General features: G+C 59.5%; 18 protein-coding genes and 1 pseudogene. 7 read left to right on the top strand and 12 right to left on the bottom strand.

Going from position 1 to position 20461, the window contains the following annotated elements; genetic code table 11:
- The first annotated feature begins 163 nt into the window (after positions 1 to 163).
- Complete coding sequence (gene hisF / locus ACW5XD_RS20025; protein ID WP_456496389.1) at positions 164 to 937, top strand: imidazole glycerol phosphate synthase subunit HisF; 774 nt, start codon at positions 164 to 166, stop codon at positions 935 to 937.
- Positions 930 to 1565, top strand: a complete 636-nt coding sequence (gene hisIE, locus ACW5XD_RS20020) for a bifunctional phosphoribosyl-AMP cyclohydrolase/phosphoribosyl-ATP diphosphatase HisIE (protein WP_456496388.1) — start codon at positions 930 to 932, stop codon at positions 1563 to 1565. Before hisF ends, hisIE begins: the two co-directional genes overlap by 8 nt.
- Before the next feature lie 73 nt (positions 1566 to 1638).
- Here the strand turns inward: hisIE and ACW5XD_RS20015 are convergent, their stop codons facing one another.
- A complete protein-coding gene (locus ACW5XD_RS20015; RefSeq protein ID WP_456496387.1) occupies positions 1639 to 3261 on the bottom strand; it encodes an acyl-CoA synthetase in 1623 nt (540 codons plus the stop codon).
- Positions 3262 to 3874: 613 nt separating this feature from the next.
- Between ACW5XD_RS20015 and ACW5XD_RS20010 the strand changes: the two genes are divergently transcribed.
- On the top strand, positions 3875 to 5401 hold the full coding sequence (locus ACW5XD_RS20010) for a YfcC family protein (RefSeq protein WP_456496386.1): 1527 nt from the start codon (positions 3875 to 3877) through the stop codon (positions 5399 to 5401).
- Positions 5402 to 5501: 100 nt separating this feature from the next.
- On the opposite strand, the gene ACW5XD_RS20005 is transcribed toward ACW5XD_RS20010, so the two are convergent.
- Positions 5502 to 5690, bottom strand: coding sequence for a hypothetical protein (locus ACW5XD_RS20005; protein WP_456496385.1), 189 nt, complete (start codon positions 5688 to 5690; stop codon positions 5502 to 5504).
- Between the two features lie 619 nt (positions 5691 to 6309).
- Between ACW5XD_RS20005 and ACW5XD_RS20000 the strand changes: the two genes are divergently transcribed.
- Positions 6310 to 6855, top strand: coding sequence for a glycine zipper 2TM domain-containing protein (locus tag ACW5XD_RS20000; RefSeq protein WP_456496384.1), 546 nt, complete (start codon positions 6310 to 6312; stop codon positions 6853 to 6855).
- Positions 6856 to 7114: 259 nt separating this feature from the next.
- Here the strand turns inward: ACW5XD_RS20000 and ACW5XD_RS19995 are convergent, their stop codons facing one another.
- Complete coding sequence (locus ACW5XD_RS19995) at positions 7115 to 8518, bottom strand: DEAD/DEAH box helicase (RefSeq protein ID WP_043555822.1); 1404 nt, start codon at positions 8516 to 8518, stop codon at positions 7115 to 7117.
- 322 nt (positions 8519 to 8840) lie between these two features.
- On the opposite strand from ACW5XD_RS19995, the gene ACW5XD_RS19990 reads away from it, so the two are divergent.
- Positions 8841 to 9674 (top strand): substrate-binding periplasmic protein, encoded by an 834-nt coding sequence (locus ACW5XD_RS19990; protein ID WP_456496383.1) that lies wholly within the window; start codon positions 8841 to 8843, stop codon positions 9672 to 9674.
- Positions 9675 to 9777: 103 nt separating this feature from the next.
- Here ACW5XD_RS19990 and aroC read toward each other — a convergent pair whose 3' ends face one another.
- Positions 9778 to 10866, bottom strand: coding sequence for a chorismate synthase (gene aroC / locus ACW5XD_RS19985; RefSeq protein ID WP_456496382.1), 1089 nt, complete (start codon positions 10864 to 10866; stop codon positions 9778 to 9780).
- Positions 10867 to 10878: 12 nt separating this feature from the next.
- Entirely contained in the window at positions 10879 to 11814 is a 936-nt protein-coding gene (gene prmB / locus ACW5XD_RS19980; RefSeq protein ID WP_456496381.1) for a 50S ribosomal protein L3 N(5)-glutamine methyltransferase, read from the bottom strand.
- A gap of 65 nt (positions 11815 to 11879) precedes the next feature.
- On the opposite strand from prmB, the gene smrB reads away from it, so the two are divergent.
- Positions 11880 to 12404 carry an endonuclease SmrB gene (gene smrB / locus ACW5XD_RS19975; protein WP_005315464.1) on the top strand — a complete coding sequence of 175 codons (525 nt, stop codon included), beginning with the start codon at positions 11880 to 11882 and terminating at the stop codon, positions 12402 to 12404.
- A gap of 155 nt (positions 12405 to 12559) precedes the next feature.
- Here smrB and ACW5XD_RS19970 read toward each other — a convergent pair whose 3' ends face one another.
- Positions 12560 to 12970, bottom strand: a complete 411-nt coding sequence (locus ACW5XD_RS19970) for an SRPBCC domain-containing protein (RefSeq protein ID WP_456496380.1) — start codon at positions 12968 to 12970, stop codon at positions 12560 to 12562.
- A 262-nt stretch (positions 12971 to 13232) separates the two neighbouring features.
- On the opposite strand from ACW5XD_RS19970, the gene ACW5XD_RS19965 reads away from it, so the two are divergent.
- Complete coding sequence (locus ACW5XD_RS19965; protein WP_456496379.1) at positions 13233 to 14528, top strand: sensor domain-containing diguanylate cyclase; 1296 nt, start codon at positions 13233 to 13235, stop codon at positions 14526 to 14528.
- A gap of 119 nt (positions 14529 to 14647) precedes the next feature.
- On the opposite strand, the pseudogene ACW5XD_RS19960 reads toward ACW5XD_RS19965, so the two are convergent.
- From ACW5XD_RS19960 to ACW5XD_RS19935, 6 genes and pseudogenes are all read right to left on the bottom strand, one after another.
- A pseudogene (locus ACW5XD_RS19960) lies at positions 14648 to 15249 on the bottom strand (histidine phosphatase family protein).
- A 40-nt stretch (positions 15250 to 15289) separates the two neighbouring features.
- Positions 15290 to 15694 carry a GFA family protein gene (locus tag ACW5XD_RS19955; RefSeq protein WP_456496378.1) on the bottom strand — a complete coding sequence of 135 codons (405 nt, stop codon included), beginning with the start codon at positions 15692 to 15694 and terminating at the stop codon, positions 15290 to 15292.
- 32 nt (positions 15695 to 15726) lie between these two features.
- A complete protein-coding gene (locus tag ACW5XD_RS19950; RefSeq protein WP_456496377.1) occupies positions 15727 to 16125 on the bottom strand; it encodes a GFA family protein in 399 nt (132 codons plus the stop codon).
- Positions 16126 to 16394: 269 nt separating this feature from the next.
- Positions 16395 to 16754 carry a VOC family protein gene (locus ACW5XD_RS19945; protein WP_456496376.1) on the bottom strand — a complete coding sequence of 120 codons (360 nt, stop codon included), beginning with the start codon at positions 16752 to 16754 and terminating at the stop codon, positions 16395 to 16397.
- 626 nt (positions 16755 to 17380) lie between these two features.
- On the bottom strand, positions 17381 to 18832 hold the full coding sequence (locus ACW5XD_RS19940; protein WP_456496375.1) for a chitinase: 1452 nt from the start codon (positions 18830 to 18832) through the stop codon (positions 17381 to 17383).
- A gap of 325 nt (positions 18833 to 19157) precedes the next feature.
- Positions 19158 to 20387 (bottom strand): methyltransferase, encoded by a 1230-nt coding sequence (locus ACW5XD_RS19935; protein ID WP_456496411.1) that lies wholly within the window; start codon positions 20385 to 20387, stop codon positions 19158 to 19160.
- Between the last annotated feature and the right edge of the window lie 74 nt (positions 20388 to 20461).

Here is a 20461-nt window from a genome sequence, read left to right as displayed (position 1 = left end):
GTGGTACTCCCCCGAGTGAAGACGCCGCCCGTTTCGGGTCTCTTTTTCCCGCTCAGGAACCCGCTGTTAAAGCATGCAAGCCACCTTTTTCACTCGCCGCCGGGCCCTGGGGCCCGTGGGCAACAACGTTAGTTTTAACAGTGCTTTACATGGAGCAACGAGCATGTTGTCAAAGCGTATTATCCCCTGCCTCGACGTCAAAGATGGCGTGGTGGTCAAGGGAGTGCAGTTTCGTAATCACGAGGTGATGGGCGGCATCGTCGAGCTCGCCCGCCGCTACGCCAGCGAAGGGGCCGACGAGCTGGTGTTTTACGACATCACCGCCTCGAGCGATGAGCGGGTGGTGGACAAGAGCTGGGTGAGCCGGGTGGCGGAAGTCATCGACATCCCCTTCTGCGTCGCCGGCGGCATCAAAAGCGTAGAGGATGCCCGCCAGATCCTGGAATTCGGTGCCGACAAGGTCTCCATCAACTCGCCAGCGCTGGCCGATCCCGGCCTCATCACCCGACTGGCCGAGCGCTTTGGCGTGCAGTGCGTGGTGGTGGGCATCGACTCCTACTTCGATGCCGACACAGGCCACTATCAGGTCAAGCAGTTTACCGGTGACGAGAGCCGCACCCGCACCACCGCCTGGCACACCCTCGACTGGGTCGAGGAGGCGCAAAAGCGTGGCGCCGGCGAGATCGTGCTGAACGTGATGAACCAGGACGGCATGCGCCAGGGTTATGATCTCGAGCAGCTCAAGCTGGTGCGGGCCGTCTGCAAGGTGCCGCTCATCGCCTCCGGTGGCGCTGGCGCCATGGAGCACTTTCGCGATGCCTTCACCCTCGCCGACGTGGACGGGGCGCTGGCCGCCTCCGTGTTCCACAAAGGCCTTATCCCCATTCCCGAACTGAAACGCTGGCTGAAAACCGAAGGAGTCGCCATCCGTGAATAATCAAGCAGTAAACAACGAGCTGTCGCTCGCCGAACGTCTGGACTGGGCAAAGTGTGACGGCATGATCCCTGCCATCGTCCAGCATGCCGCCAGCGGCGAGGTGCTGATGCAGGGCTTCATGACCCGCGAGGCACTGGCAAAGACCCAGGCCACCGGCCAGGTCACCTTCTTCAGCCGCAGCAAGCAACGCCTCTGGACCAAGGGCGAAAGCTCGGGCCATGTGCTCAAACTGGTCGCCATCAGCACCGACTGCGATCAGGACTCTCTGCTGATCGCCGCCAACCCCGTCGGCCCCACCTGCCATCTGGGTACCCCCTCCTGCTTCGACGGCCACCCTGTGCCACCGCTCGGCTTCCTGGCCGAGCTCGAGCAGATCCTGGCATCACGTAAAGGCGCGGATCCGGCTACCAGCTACACCGCCAGCCTCTACGCCAAAGGCACCAAGCGCATCGCCCAGAAGGTGGGTGAAGAGGGTGTGGAAGTGGCGCTGGCCGCCATGGCCAAGGATCGGGAGGAGCTCATCAACGAATCCGCAGATCTTCTCTATCACCTCACCGTGCTGCTGCAAAACGAGGGGCTGGAGTTGAAGGATGTGGTGCAGCGGCTTTATGAGCGCCACAACAAGTGATCGTAAAACCGATTTAAAAAAGACGGGCCCTGATGGGCCCGTTTCCTTATGTATCTCACTCGGCATCGGACCATCACCCCAGCTGCTGGCGCAGCATAAATTTCTGCACCTTGCCGGTGGAGGTCTTGGGCAGCGGGGTGAAGATGATGCGCTTGGGAGCCTTGAAGTGGGCCATCTGCTCGCGGCAAAACGCAATGAGCTCGGCCTGGGTGAGCTCACGCCCCTCCTTGAGCTTCACAAAGGCGCAGGGCACCTCCCCCCACTTCTCGTCCGGCATGGCGATCACCGCCACCTCGTCCACGTCAGGATGGCGATAGAGCACGTCCTCCACCTCCAGACTGGAGATGTTCTCCCCGCCCGAGATGATGATGTCCTTGGATCTGTCCTTGATCTCCACGTAACCGTCCGGGTGCCAGACCGCCAGATCCCCGCTTCGAAACCACCCTTCCGCCATCGCCTCGGCGCTGGCAGAAGGATTCTTGAGATAGCCCTTCATCACCACATTGCCGCGCAGCACTATCTCCCCCAGGGTCTTGCCATCCTGGGGGACCGACTCGCCGCTAACCGGGTTGATGACCCGCATCTCCCCCTGCAGCGGGGATGCTACCCCCTGACGCGCCTTGAGACGCGACAGCGTGGTGGCATCCTGCCCCTGCCAACGTCGTTGGGGTTCACACAGCACGCAGGGGCCATAGGTTTCGGTGAGGCCATAGACGTGGGTCACGGCGATCCCCATCGCCTCCATGCCGGCGATCACGGTCGCAGGTGGCGCTGCACCCGCCGTCATCACCTTGATGGGGTGATTGAGCCCATATTTAAGCGCAGGATCGGCGTTGTTGAGCATGTTGAGGACGATGGGCGCGGCGCAGAAGTGGCTCGCCTTGTGCTCGCGCAGGGCATCAAAGATGGCCCCCGCTTGCACATGGCGCAGGCAGACGCTTACTCCGGCCGTCGCCGCCAGGGTCCAGGGGAAGCACCAGCCGTTGCAGTGAAACATCGGCAGGGTCCAGAGATAGATGGGGTGCTTGGGCAGCTCCCAGGAGAGCACGTTGTTGACCGCATTGAGGTGGGCACCACGATGGTGATAGACCACCCCCTTGGGATTGCCCGTGGTGCCCGAGGTGTAGTTCAGAGAAATCGCCTGCCACTCGTCCGCCGGCAGCCAGCCGGGCTCATCCCCGTCCCCCTGGGCAAGAAACTGTTCATAGTCGAGCTCGCTGACAAGCTCCCCCTCCCGATAGAGGGGATCGTCGATGGCGATGAGCAGCGGCGGAGTCTTGACAAGGGCCAGCGCCTTGCGCACCACGGCGCCGAACTCCCTGTCCACCAGCACCACCCTGCTCTGGGCATGCTGGAAGATGAAGGCCATGGACTCGGCATCAAGCCGGGTATTGAGGGTGTTGAGCACGGCACCGCTCATGGGCACCCCGAAGTGGGCTTCGAACATCGCCGGGGTATTGGGGGCGACGATGGAGACAGTATCCCCCTCGCCGATGCCATGCCGACGCAGGGCCGAGGCGAGCTGGCGGCAGCGCCGCTCGGTCTGGGCCCAGTTTTGACGCAAGGCCCCATGGATCAGCGCCGGGTAGTCGGGATAGACCCGCGCCGCCCGCGCCAAAAAGCTGATGGGGGTCAGCGCCTCGAAATTGGCGGGGCTTTTATCAAGGCCTGTCTCATAGATGTTCTGCTCTGTCATCGGGTTCCTTCCTCGCAGGTGGCACAAAGCGGCTGGATCGGATTGGGCGGGAGATCTCGCCGGCATCATGCTCTGCGCCGATCTCTTATGGGGCAGACAGCCTAACAGCAGCGTCATGGCGGCAGGTATTAGCAAAACGTCTTAGGCGATGGCGCTGCCTGAGTTTTCACCCAGTCAAACCGGTCATGATGCGGGGCATTGCCAGCCTTGAATAATATGTATCCATTATCAAACCGGCATGGGCGGCCATGCATTCTTTACATATTTATTTGCAACTGTGGTGTAGTTGCAAATTATATCCACCAAATGAATTGAAATAGTTATTGAATATGCAAACCCAGAATGGGGATATCATCGAAATTAACGAAAATTCCATCAGCAAATATATTCTGTGAGCCAGGCCATAAAGCGAGCTGCGCTTCGTATTCATCCTGACACCAGCAGGTTATGGTTACATGGTGAAACAATCTACCGCATGCCCAATATCAGGCCAGACTTCTCGCCAACGAGTGCGCTATTACCAGTAGATCTGCGTATTCCTGCCCCATGACGAAGGAACCCTGTCGACCCGATATTCCGCCGAGCCCGAACCTGCTTTATCGAGGAGCATTTTATGTGTGCCGAGCCGAATACCAAGCCACGCAGACAATTTCCCACTGCCTTTACCATTTTGTTTCTTATTATGCTGCTGGCCATTGCGATGACCTGGATCATTCCGGCGGGGGCCTATTCCAAGCTCTCCTATAACTCGGCCAGCAACACCCTGATGGTCAATAGCCCGCAAGGAGAAATAAGCCGGGTGCCTGCCACCCAGACCGAGCTTGAAAAGCTCAATATCAATATCGAAGTGGAACAGTTCACCAGCGGTACCATCCGCAAGCCCATCGCCATTCCCGGCACCTATGAGCGGTTGGCGCAGGCCCCCAAGGGACTCCCCGATGTGGCGGTCAGCATGGTCAAGGGCACCATAGAGGGGGCCGACATCATCGTCTTCATCCTGGTGCTGGGCGGGCTCATCGGCGTCATCAACAAGACGGGGGCCTTCAGTGCCGGGCTGGTAGCGCTGTCGCGCAAGACCTGCGGCAACGAATTCATGTTCGTGGCGCTGGTCTGCGTCGTCATGGCGCTGGGGGGCACCACCTGCGGGCTGGAAGAAGAAGCGGTCGCCTTCTACCCCATACTGGTGCCCATCTTTCTGGCGCTCGGCTATGACGCCATCGTCTGCGTGGGAGCCATCTTCCTCGCCGCCTCCATGGGCACCACCTTCTCTACCATCAACCCCTTCTCGGTGGTGATCGCCTCCAATGCCGCCGGCATTCCCTTCACCGAGGGGCTGATCTTTCGCGCCGTCGGCTGTCTGGTGGGCACCCTGGTGGTCATTGGCTATCTCCACTGGTATTGCAAGAAGATCAAGGCCAATCCTGCCTTCTCCTACACCTATGAGGACAGAGACAGCTTCCGGGCCCGCTTCCTCAAAGAGGGCGCACTGGATGAAGGCGTCCCCTTCACCCTGCGCCGCAAGATAATTTTGACCCTGTTCATCCTCGCCTTTCCGCTCATGGTGTGGGGTGTCTCCATGGCCGGCTGGTGGTTCCCGCAGATGGCGGCCTCCTTCCTAGCCGTCGCCATCATTATCATGTTCATCTCGGGACTGAAGGAGAAGGAGGCGGTCGAGGCCTTCACTCAGGGCGCATCCGAGCTGGTGGCGGTGTCGCTGATTATCGGGCTGGCACGGGGGGTCAACCTGGTGCTGGATCAGGGGATGATCTCGGACACCATACTGGCTTACGCCTCCAGTCTGGTCGCCGGCATGCACGGCGCCGTGTTTGCGGTGGCCCAGATGCTGGTGTTCACCCTGCTGGGGCTGGTGGTGCCCTCCTCCTCCGGACTGGCGGTGCTCTCCATGCCCATCATGGCGCCGCTGGCCGATACCGTGATGATCCCGCGCTACATAGTGGTGTCGGCCTACAACTGGGGGCAATACGCCATGCTGTTCCTGGCCCCCACCGGGCTGGTGCTGGTCACCCTGCAGATGCTCGGTATCCAGTTCAACCAGTGGGTCAGGTTCGTGCTGCCCATGGTGGGCTTCGTGCTGGGCTTTGGCGCCCTGATGCTGGTGGTGCAGGTGATGATGATCTGAGGCGAACCTCACTGCAAGAGCGCGCCCGGCCCAGGGTGCCGGGCGCTTTCTATGCGGTCAGAGCTCCAGCGGCTCGGGGAAACGTCCTCTCACTGGTGCATCAATGACGCACCCGGCCTTGTTGGCGAAAGCAGTAGAGCTTGAGGCTGATGTCGACTATGTCGGCAGGCAGCTCCTGCGCCACCTCGGAAAGGGGTTGATAAAGGGATGCCAGCAGCCGCTGTGCCTGCTGCAGGGTAATGATCTCGGCCTGTACGGCCGGCTGTATCCATCTTGGCAGCATCGACATAAGTCCCCCTTCGATCTTCCACAGTCCCAACGCGTACCGCGTCGGGATTGCCCTGGTATTGCCGTTGTCACTTTCATTGGCCCCGAGATGATGACGGCTTGAACCTGGCTCACCGGCACTGCATCACACCTATCGGGGTGATCCCCTTTCACTCATGGGCCCGTCACTCTCTCTACCAAAAGACCAAGCATAATGCTTGCCGTGATCTGTTATCGGCCGCTTGCTCCCGTCAGTAAAGCGATTTATCAAGCACTTGCCGCACGCATCTGTGCATGCGGGCAAGCCGTTCAAACCCGCGTCAGGGGACAAACGCAGCAGATTGCAGCCCGCGCGGCAGTGGCTTGACGCAAAATGGATAAAAGAGTCCATATGAATCGCAGATTGCGATGCATCCACCCGCGCCAAACTGACATGCCACCCCGGCCTGTCAGACCGGATCCCCTGAAGCGCACTCCACGGTCTTTGTCGCCAAAGCCCGACACCTTTTTGACGAGGGGCTTTTTGGTGAAGTCAGAGCTTGTCGTGCCTGCACGCTGGCCGTCTTGTTCATCCTCGGGGTTGTGCCAAGATCGCGACAAGCAACAGCCGCATCAGGTGATGCATTTCAGGAGAACGAAAAATGAACAAATCCATGTTGGCAGGTGTCGGGATCGGTGTAGCCTCTGCGCTGGCATTGTCTGCCGCCGCCAGCGGATCCCTGTTTTCAGCCAAGCCGCAGTTTGCCGAGGTGCTGGCCAGCAAGCCGGTGACCGAAACCATCAAGACACCCCGTCAGGAGTGCCGCAACGTCACAGTAACCCACCGCAAACCCGTGCAGGATGAGAACAAGATCCTGGGTACCGTGGTCGGTGCCGCGCTGGGAGGCGTGCTCGGCAACCAGTTTGGCGGCGGCAACGGCAAGAAGGTGGCAACAGCGGCTGGCGCAGTGGCCGGTGGCTATGCCGGCAACCAGGTGCAGGGCAACATGCAGGCGGGTGATACCTATACCACCACGGAGCAACGCTGCAAGACGGTGCAGGAGAGCAGCACCCGCACTCTGGGTTATGACGTGACCTACCGCCTCGCCGGTCAGGAGGGGGTGATCCGCATGGACAAAGCCCCTGGCGCCACCATTCCGGTCAAGGATGGCAAGCTGGTGATCGACAACGCCCAGACTAAATCCTGACAGGATCCGCCAGATTCATGCTTGGGCCTGAAACAGGCTGACACCATTTCGGCCAGTGTTCCGCCACTCAACACCCCCGCTGTTGCACATCGGGGGTGTTCTATTTCAACGAGCCATGCAGCCCCTCCAAGGTGTTGATATGGCCTGCTCTCCTTTGCCTTAGCCTGCGCCCGTAAACTCATCAACAAAAAAGCCCTGCCAATATATGGCAGGGCTTTTTATATCAACCTGTGACGCGAAGAGGTGTTACCTCACTCGCTTACTGGTTGTGGGTGGCGCGACGGGGACGACGGGCCTGAGCCGGTTTGCCGGCGCCATCAGCAGGACGCTGCCCGCCCTGCGGCTTGGGCTTGCCACCGTTACCGGTGCGGGCACCGCCGGCATTACCGCCATTGGCGGAACGACCGGCGCCCTGACGCTGGCCTTGTCCCTGCGGACGTGGCGCAACACGGCGTTGCTCGCTCGGATCACGGGGCTCTTTGCGCAGCGGCGCACCGATACCACGGGCTATGTTGTCCAGGGTCTCGCGGGAGGCTTCAAAGCCAGCCACCTGCTCGCACGGGATGTTCTGCTTGGTCAGACGCTCGATCGCCTTGATAAGCTTGCCTTCATCGGCCGCGACCAGGGAGATGGCGTGACCGGCAGCACCGGCACGGCCGGTACGACCGATACGGTGAACGTAATCTTCCGCCACGTTGGGCAGCTCGAAGTTGACCACTTGCGGCAACTTGTCGATGTCCAGACCACGGGCGGCGATGTCGGTCGCAACCAGCACCTTGACGCTACCTTCCTTGAAACCGGCCAGCGCGCGGGTACGGGCACCCTGGCTCTTGTTGCCGTGGATGGCGGCGGCGCTGACGCCGTTCTTGTCGAGGGTCTCGGCAACACGGTTGGCCATGTGCTTGGTACGGGTGAACACCAGCACCTGCTGCCAGTCGTTGCTGGTGACCAGATGGCTCAGCAAACCGATCTTGTTGGCCTTGTCGCACGGGTGAACCAGCTGTTCGATGCGCTCGGCAGTACTGTTGCGCGGCGCCACTTCGATCACGGCCGGGTTGTTGAGCAGGCCGGTGGCCAGCTCGCGAATTTCGTCGGCGAAGGTCGCGGAGAAGAGCAGGTTCTGACGCTGTTTGGGCATCAGGGCCAGGATCTTGCGGATGTCACGGATGAAGCCCATGTCGAGCATGCGGTCCGCTTCGTCCAGCACCAGGATCTCGACTTCGTCGAACTTGACGGCGTTCTGGTTGTAGAGGTCCATCAGGCGGCCTGGGCAGGCCACCAGCACGTCCAGACCACGGCGAGTCGCCATCATCTGCGGGTTGATGCTGACACCACCGAAGACCACATGGCTGCGCATCGGCAGATGTTTGCCGTAGTTGCGTACGCTCTCGCCCACCTGGGCGGCCAGCTCACGCGTCGGGGTCAATACCAGGGCGCGGATCCGGTTGGGAGAAACTTTGCGCTTGCTCTCCATCAGACGCTGCAGCATCGGCAGGGTAAAGCCTGCGGTCTTGCCGGTCCCTGTTTGGGCCGCCGCCATCAGGTCGCGGCCAGCCAGAACGGCGGGGATCGCTTGCAGCTGAATGGGAGACGGGGTGTCGTAGCCTTGCTCGGCAACGGCACGCAACAAGGGTTCGGCCAGACCGAGGGAAGAAAAACTCATAATTACCTGCTAGGGATAGTGGCGCCGGGGATTTGTGGTGGGGCTCCTCTGCTGAGCCGATGCCATCTCACAAGTTCTGGGCCTATTGAGAAAACAACGATTTCCCCGGGGAGCAGAGCAAAGGGGAAAGAATAGAGGCGCAGTCTAACGGAGTTGCCGTGGATAAACGAGAGAAATGTGATGTTCATCCCAGCGTGAACCGAAAAAGTGAGTCAGCGTCCCGCTCGCGTATCCAGCCCAAGAGCGCATTCGAATCAGGCTATGCTTGATGCCAGCAACAGACGACCATCGTTTCAGTCCCCGAACAAGGAGGTTCAGGCTCATGGCGGTACATATCACACGCAAGTGTCGTCACTGGCGTCGGGCAAGCCTGCTGCTTCTGACACTGGGGCTGAGCCTGCCACTCGGGGCCAAGACCACGCTGTCGGTGGCCTGGGGCCACTGGCCCCCCTTTAGCTACATCAACCCTCAAGGCGAGCTGGATGGACTGGATGTGGCCCTGACCCGCCGGATCCTCAGCCAGGCCGGGCTGGAAGCGCGCTTTCGCAACCTGCCCTGGGCCCGCACCCTGCACCTGATCAAGCAGCAACAGCTGGATCTGGCCATGGGGGCGCTCGACACCCCGGAGCGGCGCGAGTTCGCCCGCTTCTCGGCCCCCTACCGGCGCAGCACCTTCGTGCTGCTGAGCAACAACCCCATCCCTGGCCATACCGATCCCTGGCAAGGCATTCAGAACCTCTCAGCCCTCTGCCAGCAGACACAACTGCATCTGGGCAAACTGCGTGGCACCCGCCCCACCCAGCGGATGGAGCACTGCCCCGCCCTCAATGGCGCCACCGACTACAACACCGACGACAGGTTGATCGAGCTGCTGCTTGCTCGTCGCCTGGATGGGGTCATCATGGAGTGGCAATACGCTCGCTATCGGCTGCAACAGCTGGGGGCGGGTGGTTTCATCAGCTGCCAGCTGATGCTGCACCATCAGCCGGTCAGCCTGATGTTTGCCAAAGCGGCGGTGAGCGAGGCCGAGCTCGCTCGGGTCAATGACGCCATCGCCGCCCTCCCCCCGCCAGACAGTGACCTTGCCCCGCCCCCATGCCGGTTTGAGGGTGAGGATACGGTATCGCCAGACACGGCCCAGACCCGCCAGCCGTAGGAATAAAAAGGCGACCCTGAGGTCGCCTTTTTCTGTGCCTGTTACTGCACCATTACAATATCTTTTGCCACACCTCACGATCAGTTTGGGGGTGACAGGCCGATCAGCGCAGCTGGGGCGTATGGGTCAACACGCCCTGATTCTGGGCGCGATGGCGCAGCAGGTGATCCATCAACACCAGCGCCAGCATGGCTTCGGCGATGGGCACGGCGCGGATGCCGACGCAAGGATCATGGCGACCCTTGGTGATCATCAGGGTAGCCTCGCCCTCGGTATTGATGGTCTTGCCCGGCACGGTGATGCTGGAAGTCGGTTTGAGCGCCATGCTCACCACAATATCCTGACCGGACGAAATGCCACCCAGAATGCCGCCCGCATGATTGCTGGCAAAACCCGCCGGGGTCATCTCGTCGCGGTGCTCGGAGCCTTTTTGCTCCACCACCGCAAAGCCGTCACCTATCTCCACCCCTTTCACGGCATTGATGCCCATCATGGCGTGAGCGATGTCGGCGTCGAGCCTGTCGAAGACCGGCTCGCCGAGGCCGACCGGCACGTTGCTCGCAACGACCTGAACCTTGGCACCGACACTGTTGCCCTCTTTTTTCAGATCGCGCATGTACTGATCGAGCGCCTCCAGCTTGTCCGCATCGGGGAAGAAGAAGGGATTCTGCTCAATCTGCGCCGCATCGAACGCCTCGGCCTTGATGGGGCCGAGCTGGGAGAGAAAGCCGGTGATCTCGATGCCATGCATCTGCTTGAGGTACTTCTTGGCGATGGCGCCCGCCGCTACCCGCATGGCGGTCTCACGGGCGGAAGAGCGACCACCGCCCCGATAGTCCCGCTGACCATATTTCTGGTGGTAGGTGTAATCGGCATGGCCCGGACGGAACACATCCTTGATCTCGGAGTAATCCTTGGAGCGCTGATCGGTATTCTCGATGAGCAGCCCGATGGAGGTCCCCGTGGTCCTGCCCTCGAACACCCCGGAGAGGATCTTCACCTCATCCGGTTCACGGCGCGGGGTGGTGTAACGAGAGGTGCCGGGCTTGCGCCGATCCAGATCTCCCTGCAGATCCGCTTCGCTGATCTCCAGACCCGGCGGGCAGCCATCGACCACGGCGCCCAGTGCCAGACCGTGGCTCTCGCCGAACGTGGTTACCCGAAAGAGTTGACCAAAACTGTTCCCTGCCATGCGCGCTCCTGCTTAGTTCTTGTAGATGGCGAAATGATCCTGATACTGCACCAGCTCGTCGCGAGTCATCACGAAGACACCGTGACCGCCGTTCTCGAACTCTACCCAGGTAAAGGGGATCTCGGGGAACTGGGCTTCCAGGTGGATCATGCTGTTGCCCACTTCGACCACCAGCACGCCGTTATCCTTGAGGAAGTCGGCCGCATGGGCCAGCAGACGCTTGGTCAGCTTGAGCCCATCGGAGCCGGAGGCCAGCGCCAGCTCGGGCTCATGACGAAACTCGTCCGGCAGATCCGACATGTCTTCGGAGTCCACATAAGGCGGGTTGGAGACGATGAGATCGTACTTGTCCCCCGCCGGCAGATCGCGCATCAGATCGGAGCGGATCGGAATGACCTGCTGCTCCAGACCGTGATCGGTGATGTTGCGCTCGGCCACATTCAGCGCATCCACGCTGATGTCAATGGCATCCACTTCCGCCTCGGGGAACTCGTGGGCCATGATGATGGCGATACAACCGGATCCGGTGCACAAGTCCATGATCCGGGTCGGTTCATGTTTGAGGAAGGGGGCGAAGCGGTTGGCCACCATCTCGGCGATGGGGGAACGGGGAATGAGCACCCGCTCATCCACGTAAAACTCCCAACCGGCATACCAGGCCTTGTTGGTCAGGTAGGCGGCCGGCACGCGCTCTTGCACGCGGCGGATGATGAGCTCGGCGATGCGATGACGCTCGCTGGTGGTCAGACGGGAGTGGCGCATGCCCGGATCCGCGTCCGGCGGCAGATGTAGCGCGGGCAGTACCAGCTGCACGGCCTCATCCCAGGCGTTGTCGGTACCATGTCCGTAGAAGATCCCGGCGTCGTTGAAACGACTCATGGCCCAGCGCAACATGTCCTGGATGGTGTGCATCTCGGCAACCACCTCATCGATAAATATCTTGTCCAAATCCACCTCCAAGTCGAGTAATATCCGGCCCGAGAAACCTATATAGCGAGCAAGACGAGTACCTGATGAAAAAAACGCCCTCACCGACGATCGAGGAAAGCCTGCTGTTTCGCGATGCTGTCAAAGGTACCCGGAAAATTAAGCAAGATACCATAAGGGCCGACCTGCGCCCGGTCAAGCAGAAACGCGAACTGCGTGAAAGCCGCGAAAAGCTTGGGGTTGGCCACTTTTTCAGCGACGAGTACCAGCCCCATCTGGACGAGGATGGTCCGACTCGTTACGTGCGTGACGATGTGTCAAAATTCGAGCTGAAGAAGCTCAAACGCGGCATCTATCCGCCGGAGATTTATCTGGATCTGCACGGCATGAACCAGAATCAGGCAAAACAGGAGCTGGCCGCCCTGCTCACCCTTTGCCAGAAAGAGAACATCCATGTCGCCTCCGTGATGCACGGCATCGGCAAACACATCCTCAAGCAGCGGATCCCGAGCTGGCTGGCCCAGCACCCCAATGTGCGCGCCTTCCATCAGGCCCCGCGTGAATGGGGCGGCGACAGCGCCATCCTAGTGCTGCTGGATATAGAAGAGTAAAAGTTCCTAGACGAGGGGGACAGCCCCCTGCCGATGACGCCACCTTGATGCTCCTTGCCACCAGCGTCTGCCGTGCATCATACACTTGGGCCCATGTCCCAATAAAAAACCACCGCTGCCCGCCGGTGGTTTTTTATTGGCCTGGCAAACCTGCGTCAGCCCGCCGTCTCCACGTAGCGCTTGAAGTTGTTCAAGATACCCTGCCAGCCCGCTTTCTGCTGTTCGCGGCTATGCGCAGACTCGGCATCAAAGTCCAGGCTCACCAGGGTGGCGCCTTGCTCCTCGACGAAGCGTACCTCCACAGTCCGTCCGTCATCCATTACATAAGCAAGCCGGGTCGGTGCCTCAACCAGGGTGAAGGTGCCTTCAAAATCGAAAGCGGCACTGCCATCCCTGGCCGCCATGTGATGACAGAAACGCCCCCCCACCACCAGATCGACCCGGCTGCGCGTGGTGTGCCACTCATCGGAGGCGGCATTCCATCTGACGACACAGTCCGGGTCATTCCAGGCCCACCAAACGGCCTCTATCTCCTGCTCGATGTGTGCATCAATGCTGATCTTCATCCCTTTCTCCTTGCCTCGATTGATATCCCTTGCCAGCGGTTTGCTCCGATACAGAGACCGCCATCACCGATGAGCGATAGAGACCCGTCAGAGACCCCAGTTGACAGAGTAAAGCCCAGCTTATTCCCCTCAGCCAGTCATCCCCGTCACCCAGGCGCCACGGTTTGGCCCAAACAATGCCGATCTTCACACTATGGAATGCTTGGCGGGAAAACGGCCACACTATACTGAATATCAATGTGTTATTCGCTGTGGAGGTTGCATGTTCACACAGGGTTCCCATGCCGACATCAAGTCGTCTCTCGATGCCATCGGTGCCGCAGTAGCGGTGTTTTCACTCGATGATGACGACCGTTTCACCCTGGTCTCGGCCAACGATACCTTCGCCCAGGCGTTCGAGCTGGATGTGCTGAACGCCATAGGCAAACGGCTCAGCGAGATGTTTCCCCGCTACATCACCGGCAGCATAGAGCAGCCTATGCACGAGTGCGTCAGCCAGCAGACCGGACTGGAGAGCGAACTGCCCATCGATACCCTGTCACGCACCAGCTGGTGGCGCTTCATCCTCTCCCCCATCATTCCAGAGCAATCCCGCATCACTCGCATCATAGTCACGGCCATCGACATCACCGCCAAGAAGCAGCTGGAGGAAGCGCTCAAGATGAGCCGCAAGCGCTTTGAAGCCGTGGTCAACTCCGCCTATGACGGCATCATCAGTGTCAACAGCGAGTCGCGTATCGAGCTTCTCAATACTGCCGCCTGCGAGATGTTCGGGGTCGACGAGAGTTATGTTGGCAAACGGCTGGAAACCCTGTTGCCCCAGCGTTTTCGCGCCAACCACGACAGCTATTTCAGGGCATTCAGCAGCTCCCCCATCAATTCGCGCCCCATGCACGCCCGCGCCTCCGTGATGGGCCTGCGCCGCGATGGCAGCGAATTCCCACTGGAGGTCACCATCGCCAAGATCAATCTGGGCCAGACCACCGAGATGACCGCCATACTGCGGGACATTTCGGAACGGGCCCGGCTGGTGGAAGAGCTGAAGGTGGCGGCCACCACGGATCCCCTGACCGGGATCGCCAACCGGCGCCGCTTCGATGAGCTGGTCAAGCTGGAGATGCAGCGCTGCCAGCGTTTCGGCCACACCATGAGCCTGCTGTTGATCGACATAGATCACTTCAAGCAGGTCAACGACACCTATGGCCATCAGCAAGGGGATCAGGCCATTCTCAGCCTGGTCAAACGCATCGCCAAACAGCTGCGGGAAGTGGATATGCTGGGTCGTTGGGGCGGCGAGGAGTTCATCATCTTGCTACCTGAAACCTCGCTGGAACTGGCTTGGGCCAGTGCGGAGCGGATCCGCCTGGCCATAGAATCGGAACGTCACCCGCTGAGTGCGGGCACCGAGGTGTCGCTCACCATCAGCATCGGCATCAGCGCGAGCCAGAGTCCGCAAGATACGGTCGAGAAAATGGTGCGCCGGGCGGATACCGCCCTCTATCTGGCCAAGAAGCAGGGCCGCAATTGTTGTAGAAAAGAATCGCCGGAACACCCCTAACCTGGCCGTTCACCAAGCCACCACCAGCGGGCGATCTAGCCCGAGCACAAGGAACGCTCGGGCTTTAGAAACCAGCCAACCTAGCCCCATCCATTTTCAATGCGTGCGCAATGAAGCGGTCAATCTTGCAGGCGCGGACGACTGAAACGTATCAGTGGCCCGTTCGATGCCTTCGCCACGACCAGGTAGCCACCGTTTGGCAATTGCCAGTCGAAAAAATCGGAGAATCCCGTGGTCGTGAGGGCGCGGATCACTTTTGCCACGACCCCGTGCGCCACCAGCAAAACCCGCTCGCCCTGCGCCTCCTCGGCAAGCGTGGTCAACCCCAGTGACACCCGCGCAATCACGGCATCCAGCGACTCCCCTTCCGGTGGCACCGCTGTCCAGCGCCGGGTAATATTGCGCGCCCACAGCTCGGGATAACGCCCCCTCGCTTCTGCCTGGGTCAGCCCTTCAAATATCCCCACATGACGTTCACGAAAGGCGGGCACTATCAGGGCAGGCAGCGCCAGCGTGCGCGAAACAAGTTCGGCACGCTGCCTTGCGCGCAGCAGAGGCGACGTCAGCAACCGCTGAAACGGCGCCTCCGTCGCCGCGATCATCTGCGCCAATCTGGTGACTTGCGCAGTGCCCGTGTCGTTCAGCCCGACATCCAGCGCCCCAGATAACGCCCCTCGGCATTGGCCTGAGTCTCACCATGGCGGATCACCACCAGTTCCATCATTTGTCCTTGTCTGTCAACATTCGTCTATCAGCCTGATTCACTTTCCTTCGGGATAACGCGGACACTCATCATCAATGGGTAACCAAACCAACTGTCGTTCGGTATAAATGTGGTACGTGGGTCTTACCGAGTCCGGATTATCCAGAGACGTAATACTAAGCGTCAGATATTCAGGGTGCTCAATACTGCGATAGCTCAACGTGGAGCCACAGATTGAGCAAAAGCCACGTCGGATCTGAGTTGAAGAGGCATACTCCATCGGAACACCACTCACCCATCTCACCTGTTCAACACGAAAATCCATCCAGGCGCCCACCGGAGATCCGGTTGTTTGCTGGCAATCACGGCAATGGCAAAAATCAGCAGCAAAAGGCTTGGCCGACAATGCATATCTGACATGCCCGCAATGGCAACCCCCTTCCATGTCTGTGTCTTCTTTCATGGTTTCTGGTCTCAATAAGATATCTCCTCCCATCAAGGCTTGGGCGCAAACTGCTCGAACACCTGCTGACCGGTCAGGGTGGGCGTCTCGTTCTTCAGCTCATAGAAGTCAGGCTTCTCATCGATAAAGATCTGGTTCGCCAGCTGAAAATCGTCCCGCAGGAAGAGACCGGCCGGCACTATGTACTCATCCGTCGGCAGCAGGTGATAGAAGAGATGGGTGCCGCAGGTGGGGCAAAAGCCGCGCTCCGCCCATTCCGAGGAGCGATAGGTGGCAGGCATCATCCCGCTGAAACGCACATCCTTGCCGCAGTGCACTGCAAACAGGGGACCACCGGACCAGCGCCGGCAGGTGGTACAGTGGCAGAGGTTGACCTCCTGGTGATCCCCGCTCGAAACGAGGATCCCGCCGCACAAACAATGTCCTTGCATAATGCCTCCCTGGAAAAGATGGATCCCAGCCACTCTTCGGCCATATTTCGCATCATATGAGTACCATTCCTGTCGCACCTTCGCCATTAACCGCCTCACAAAACGCGGTACGGATCCCGTCTGTTCACCGCATCTGGGGTGGCGCTGCTTTTCACTGTCTGCCAAAGAGGGACGCGCGCGTCCACGACTTGCTCGTTACCCATCATCCCGCAAGCATGTCTTGAAACGCACTTATCTGTCCTGAATACCATCGCCATTCAGCCATTGCATCAGCGCCTGACGGTTTCCTGCAGGGCGATCCGGTTGCCCTCGGGATCCTGAAATTCAGCCACCCTGACGGTGTCGCCAACCCGGGTAACGGGATACAGACGTTGGGCACCGGCCAGCAAGGCGCTGGCCATCACCTGTTCGATATCGGCCACCGCCAGATAAATCCGTGTGCCATCCAGGCTCGGAACATACGTCTCTCCCTTGGCCAACGCACCGGAACACCCCTCACCCCCTTCCGAGAGCGGGAACAACGCCATCTCGTTGCCATCTATCTCCGCTCGCTCGAACGTGATGCCAAATACGCGGGAGTAAAACCCGATGGCTCGCGTCATATCCGTCACCGGAATTTCAAAATGCATGGCGATATTCATTAGGTGATCTCTCCTTGTTTATCCCGTTTCTGCACGCGCAGCATCAAGGTACATATCCGATATAGCCACCTGTTTCTCAACTCACAGAGTGGACGGCTGGCACACGACAAAAATACACCATTATACCGCGCCATATCGAACAATAGACATTGTTCAGGTGTGAGTGTCGATACACCACATGCGATAACAACGAAAATAGGCTTGACGACGGTGAGGATGAATTATTCCAGCTCAGATAACTGAGTATTGGCGCGCGATAACAGAGGCCTGCATGATGGCACCTTGTTTTCACATCACGCTGAATGACCAGCCTCTCATCAATATTCATGGCATCCAAAACCCATCGCCAGACCAGCAAGCAGCGTTCCACCTATAAATTGGGAACAACAATAAGAAACGGGATATAAACAGAGGATAAATAAACATTCGTCCTCAGGGAGACGTCATCTCTTGATAAGCGGGAGGTGCAAGCATGGCAATTCATCTTCTTCCCGGATGAATGGCCTCTACATGATGAAAGGAGGGAGGCAATAAGCCTCCCCCTTGCCGTCCAGTCAGATATATGAAGGATCCGTTGTATCGATTTCGTCAGCCCCGGTGATGGAGCCACCTCATCACTTGGCCGGTACCAGCGCCCAGGGATCGCCCTTGCCGGGTTCATTGCCCTGAGTCCACCACTTTGCCTGATAAACGGCACCCTTGTAGCTGACCTTGGCCCCCGTCGTATAGACGGCGGTCGCGCTCCAGGCCGGCACGTCTCCGACCGGCGGATCGACCGGGTCAACGGGGGCCGGATCCAGCTTGGCCACCACCCGCACCTTGGGCCAGTTGGCATGGGAGCCGTAGAAGTTGGTCACACACTTCTCGTAATCTCCCGGCACCAGGGCCGAATAGGCGGTCTGAAAACCCACCAGCTCACACTCGAAGGAGTAACCGCCGGGTCTATCCGGGTAGTACTTCCAGTTGCCATCCCAGTTGGTATAGAGCACATCGGTGGCGCCGTTCAGATTCAGGCTGCCATAGGGCGTCTGCTGCCAGCAGGTGTTCTTCTCGTCGGCCTTGACGGGGATCTGGTAATGCTCGGCCAGCCCCTCCCAATAACGGATCCGGTTGACCGGTTGTCCCTTGTCCTTGTTCTGTTCACCACACTCTATGCCGCCATTGATGACGTTGATGGTGGTGCCAAAGCCATAACCGATACCGGCCGCTATCTCGCGCTGGGAAGGTACCCAGGTGCGGTCAATCACGTGCAGCATGGCAGGCTTGGGGGCCTGGGGGGTGAGGAAGAACCAGATGGCGGACGCCAGGTTCAGCCAGGAGTCGGCGACCCGCCCCGGATCGCTCAGCAGCACCGAGGCATCACCCGCAAACATGGCTTCGGAGAAGGCGCCGTAGTTGAAGTGATAGGAGAGCTGCTTTGCGCCGCGTCCGAAATAGCCCTGTCCCGTGCTGCAGGGCCATTTCTTGTTCTGCCAGTCATTCTGGCCGCAGCCCGTGGTGTAACCCGCCTGCCCCTCTGACCACCCCATCTCGCGCACATGCACCAGCGCCTGCTGCCACTCTTCCAGCGCCAGCGGGTTGTCGGAAATATTGTTCTTGCTGATGTGCCCGCCCGTCTCCTGGGCAAAATGGGCGAAGGCCGTCACTATGGATTTTTTGCAAATGGCATCCGAATCCCGGCCATCGGTATATTCGCCACAAAAAGCCGGGAATTTACCGATGGCCCGCAAGAAGCGTTCATAGGTATATTCCGGCGCCGCCATCTGGGTTAAATATTCCCAGTCCGATTCCGTGAATACCCGCTCGACTCGTTTGACGTTATCCGGGTTGCTGGCCGCTCTTGGCGTGATGGCATCGACAATATTATTGGGCCGAGTCGCCAATGCTTTTGACCAGACATCGTACATGGGATTGGCTGTCTTTGTTTTTTCAACTGCCGCCAGATCCGGTGCGGCAATCACATATCCACCGGCATTTTGTGGATCGGGCTGAATATTCATGACGGCATAGCTTGGAAATGCGCAGGCAACAGCAACCAGCCAGGCACATTGCGTGGGTTTGAACATGGGGCACAGTCCTTGTCTCAGAAAAATTCATCCCGAGAATAGGCCTTTTTATAACTAAATTCTCATCAAAAATTAAGAAATAAAACGATTCTGTGAGCCATTTCACTCTCTGGGTGCAACGCCATAAAATGCATAAAGAACTAATGTTCTGGTTTACGCAACGAGCGCCGCGATATGCCTTGTAAAGGCCGCTGAAAAATAATAACAACCCGCATCTTGCTGTGGCCCATCCCATGATGGGCCACATCACAAACCAATTTGGTCAATCACCCGACAGGATCAGGTGATGTCCGGCTGGCAGCAGGACATTCCAGGAGGATGTCACTCACGCCTGCGCAGAGCGCACGGCACGGATCAAGATATTGCGGGGGGTCATGGGTTTGTCGCAAAACTCGCCCACTTCCACCTGGTAGCCCTGCTCTTGCAGGAAGAGCGCCCGATCGAGCGCCAACCAGATTTCGAGCGGCCGGCGAAATAGATGGCGCACCAGCTCCATGCGGGCGACATCGCCATAACGGGCCTCCCCCATGGCCAGAAAAACGGCAAGATCCATCCCCGCCGGCAGGGCTATCCCCTTGCGCTCGGCCGCCCATTCACAAAACGCCTCGAAGCTGCCGGTGAGCAGACTTTTTTGGATATTGGGCACCGGCAGGTATTCGTTCACCCCGCACACCTGACGCTGCAGGCAGTCAAACCCGAGCCGCCACACCACCTCCAGCTCGCGCAGGCGCGAGATGCGGGCGCCTGCGGTCACCGTCTCCTGCAGCGGCAGCCGCAGATCCGCCTTGGCCAGTTGCAGATCGCTGGCCCGGGCGGCGGTGGACAAGGGGGCATAGTGGGTGCCGCGGATCAAGTGATAGCAACAAGGGGATATGGTCACCCCCTGGGCGCCACGCTCAGCCACCAGCGCCAGCAGATGGGTATGCAGCTCGCCACAGGCGTGCAGCGCCATGGCGTGGTGTTCGGTGGCGAGCAACTGGCCGGCATCGACTGCAAAGGCATCCGCCTGTACAAACTGCATGCGGGCCCCGTCACGCGCCGCCAACCGACGCCCCTCCTCACAGAGCGGACCTTGCAGCTCCAGGCTCAGGATCTCGGCCCGGCGATGCAGGGAAACCAGCCGCCCCAGATGCCCCTTGCCCGCACACCACTCCAGATAGGGGCCTTGATGGGATGGCAGGCAGCCGGTAAAGGCCTCTATCTGTGCCTGCTTGCGACCCGGCATGTGCATCGCCATCTCCTTGGCGCACTGGATGGGCTCGGGGGTAAAGCGTGCGAGTTCACTCAGGGCATGCAGCGTCTCCCCCGCCGGGATCCAGGGGGCAAGCAGATCGCACAATGCCCCCATGTCACCATCGAGTCGATTAATCTGCTCAAGGGGCATGGCGTTGAGCTGTACGGCCAGCGCGGGGGCCTCGTCGGCGAAGGCCAGGTTCAGGTGATGATAGGGTTGGTATTGCCACCAGCGCCGGGTCTCGGTCAGCAATCTATCCAGTTGTTGAAAACGTTGAGCCAGCACGCTTGCCCCTGCCTTGCAGTAAAAAAAGAGGCTTATTCTAGCGATCCCGCCCCAAAAAGCACTCGTCAATGCGGATCGGCCGCCATGAAGATCCGACCTGACAGGTGATC

This window comes from Aeromonas enterica (genome assembly GCF_054052465.1).
The sequence above is the reverse complement of the archived record's forward strand: the minus strand, read 5'-3'. Positions and strand labels throughout refer to the sequence as shown.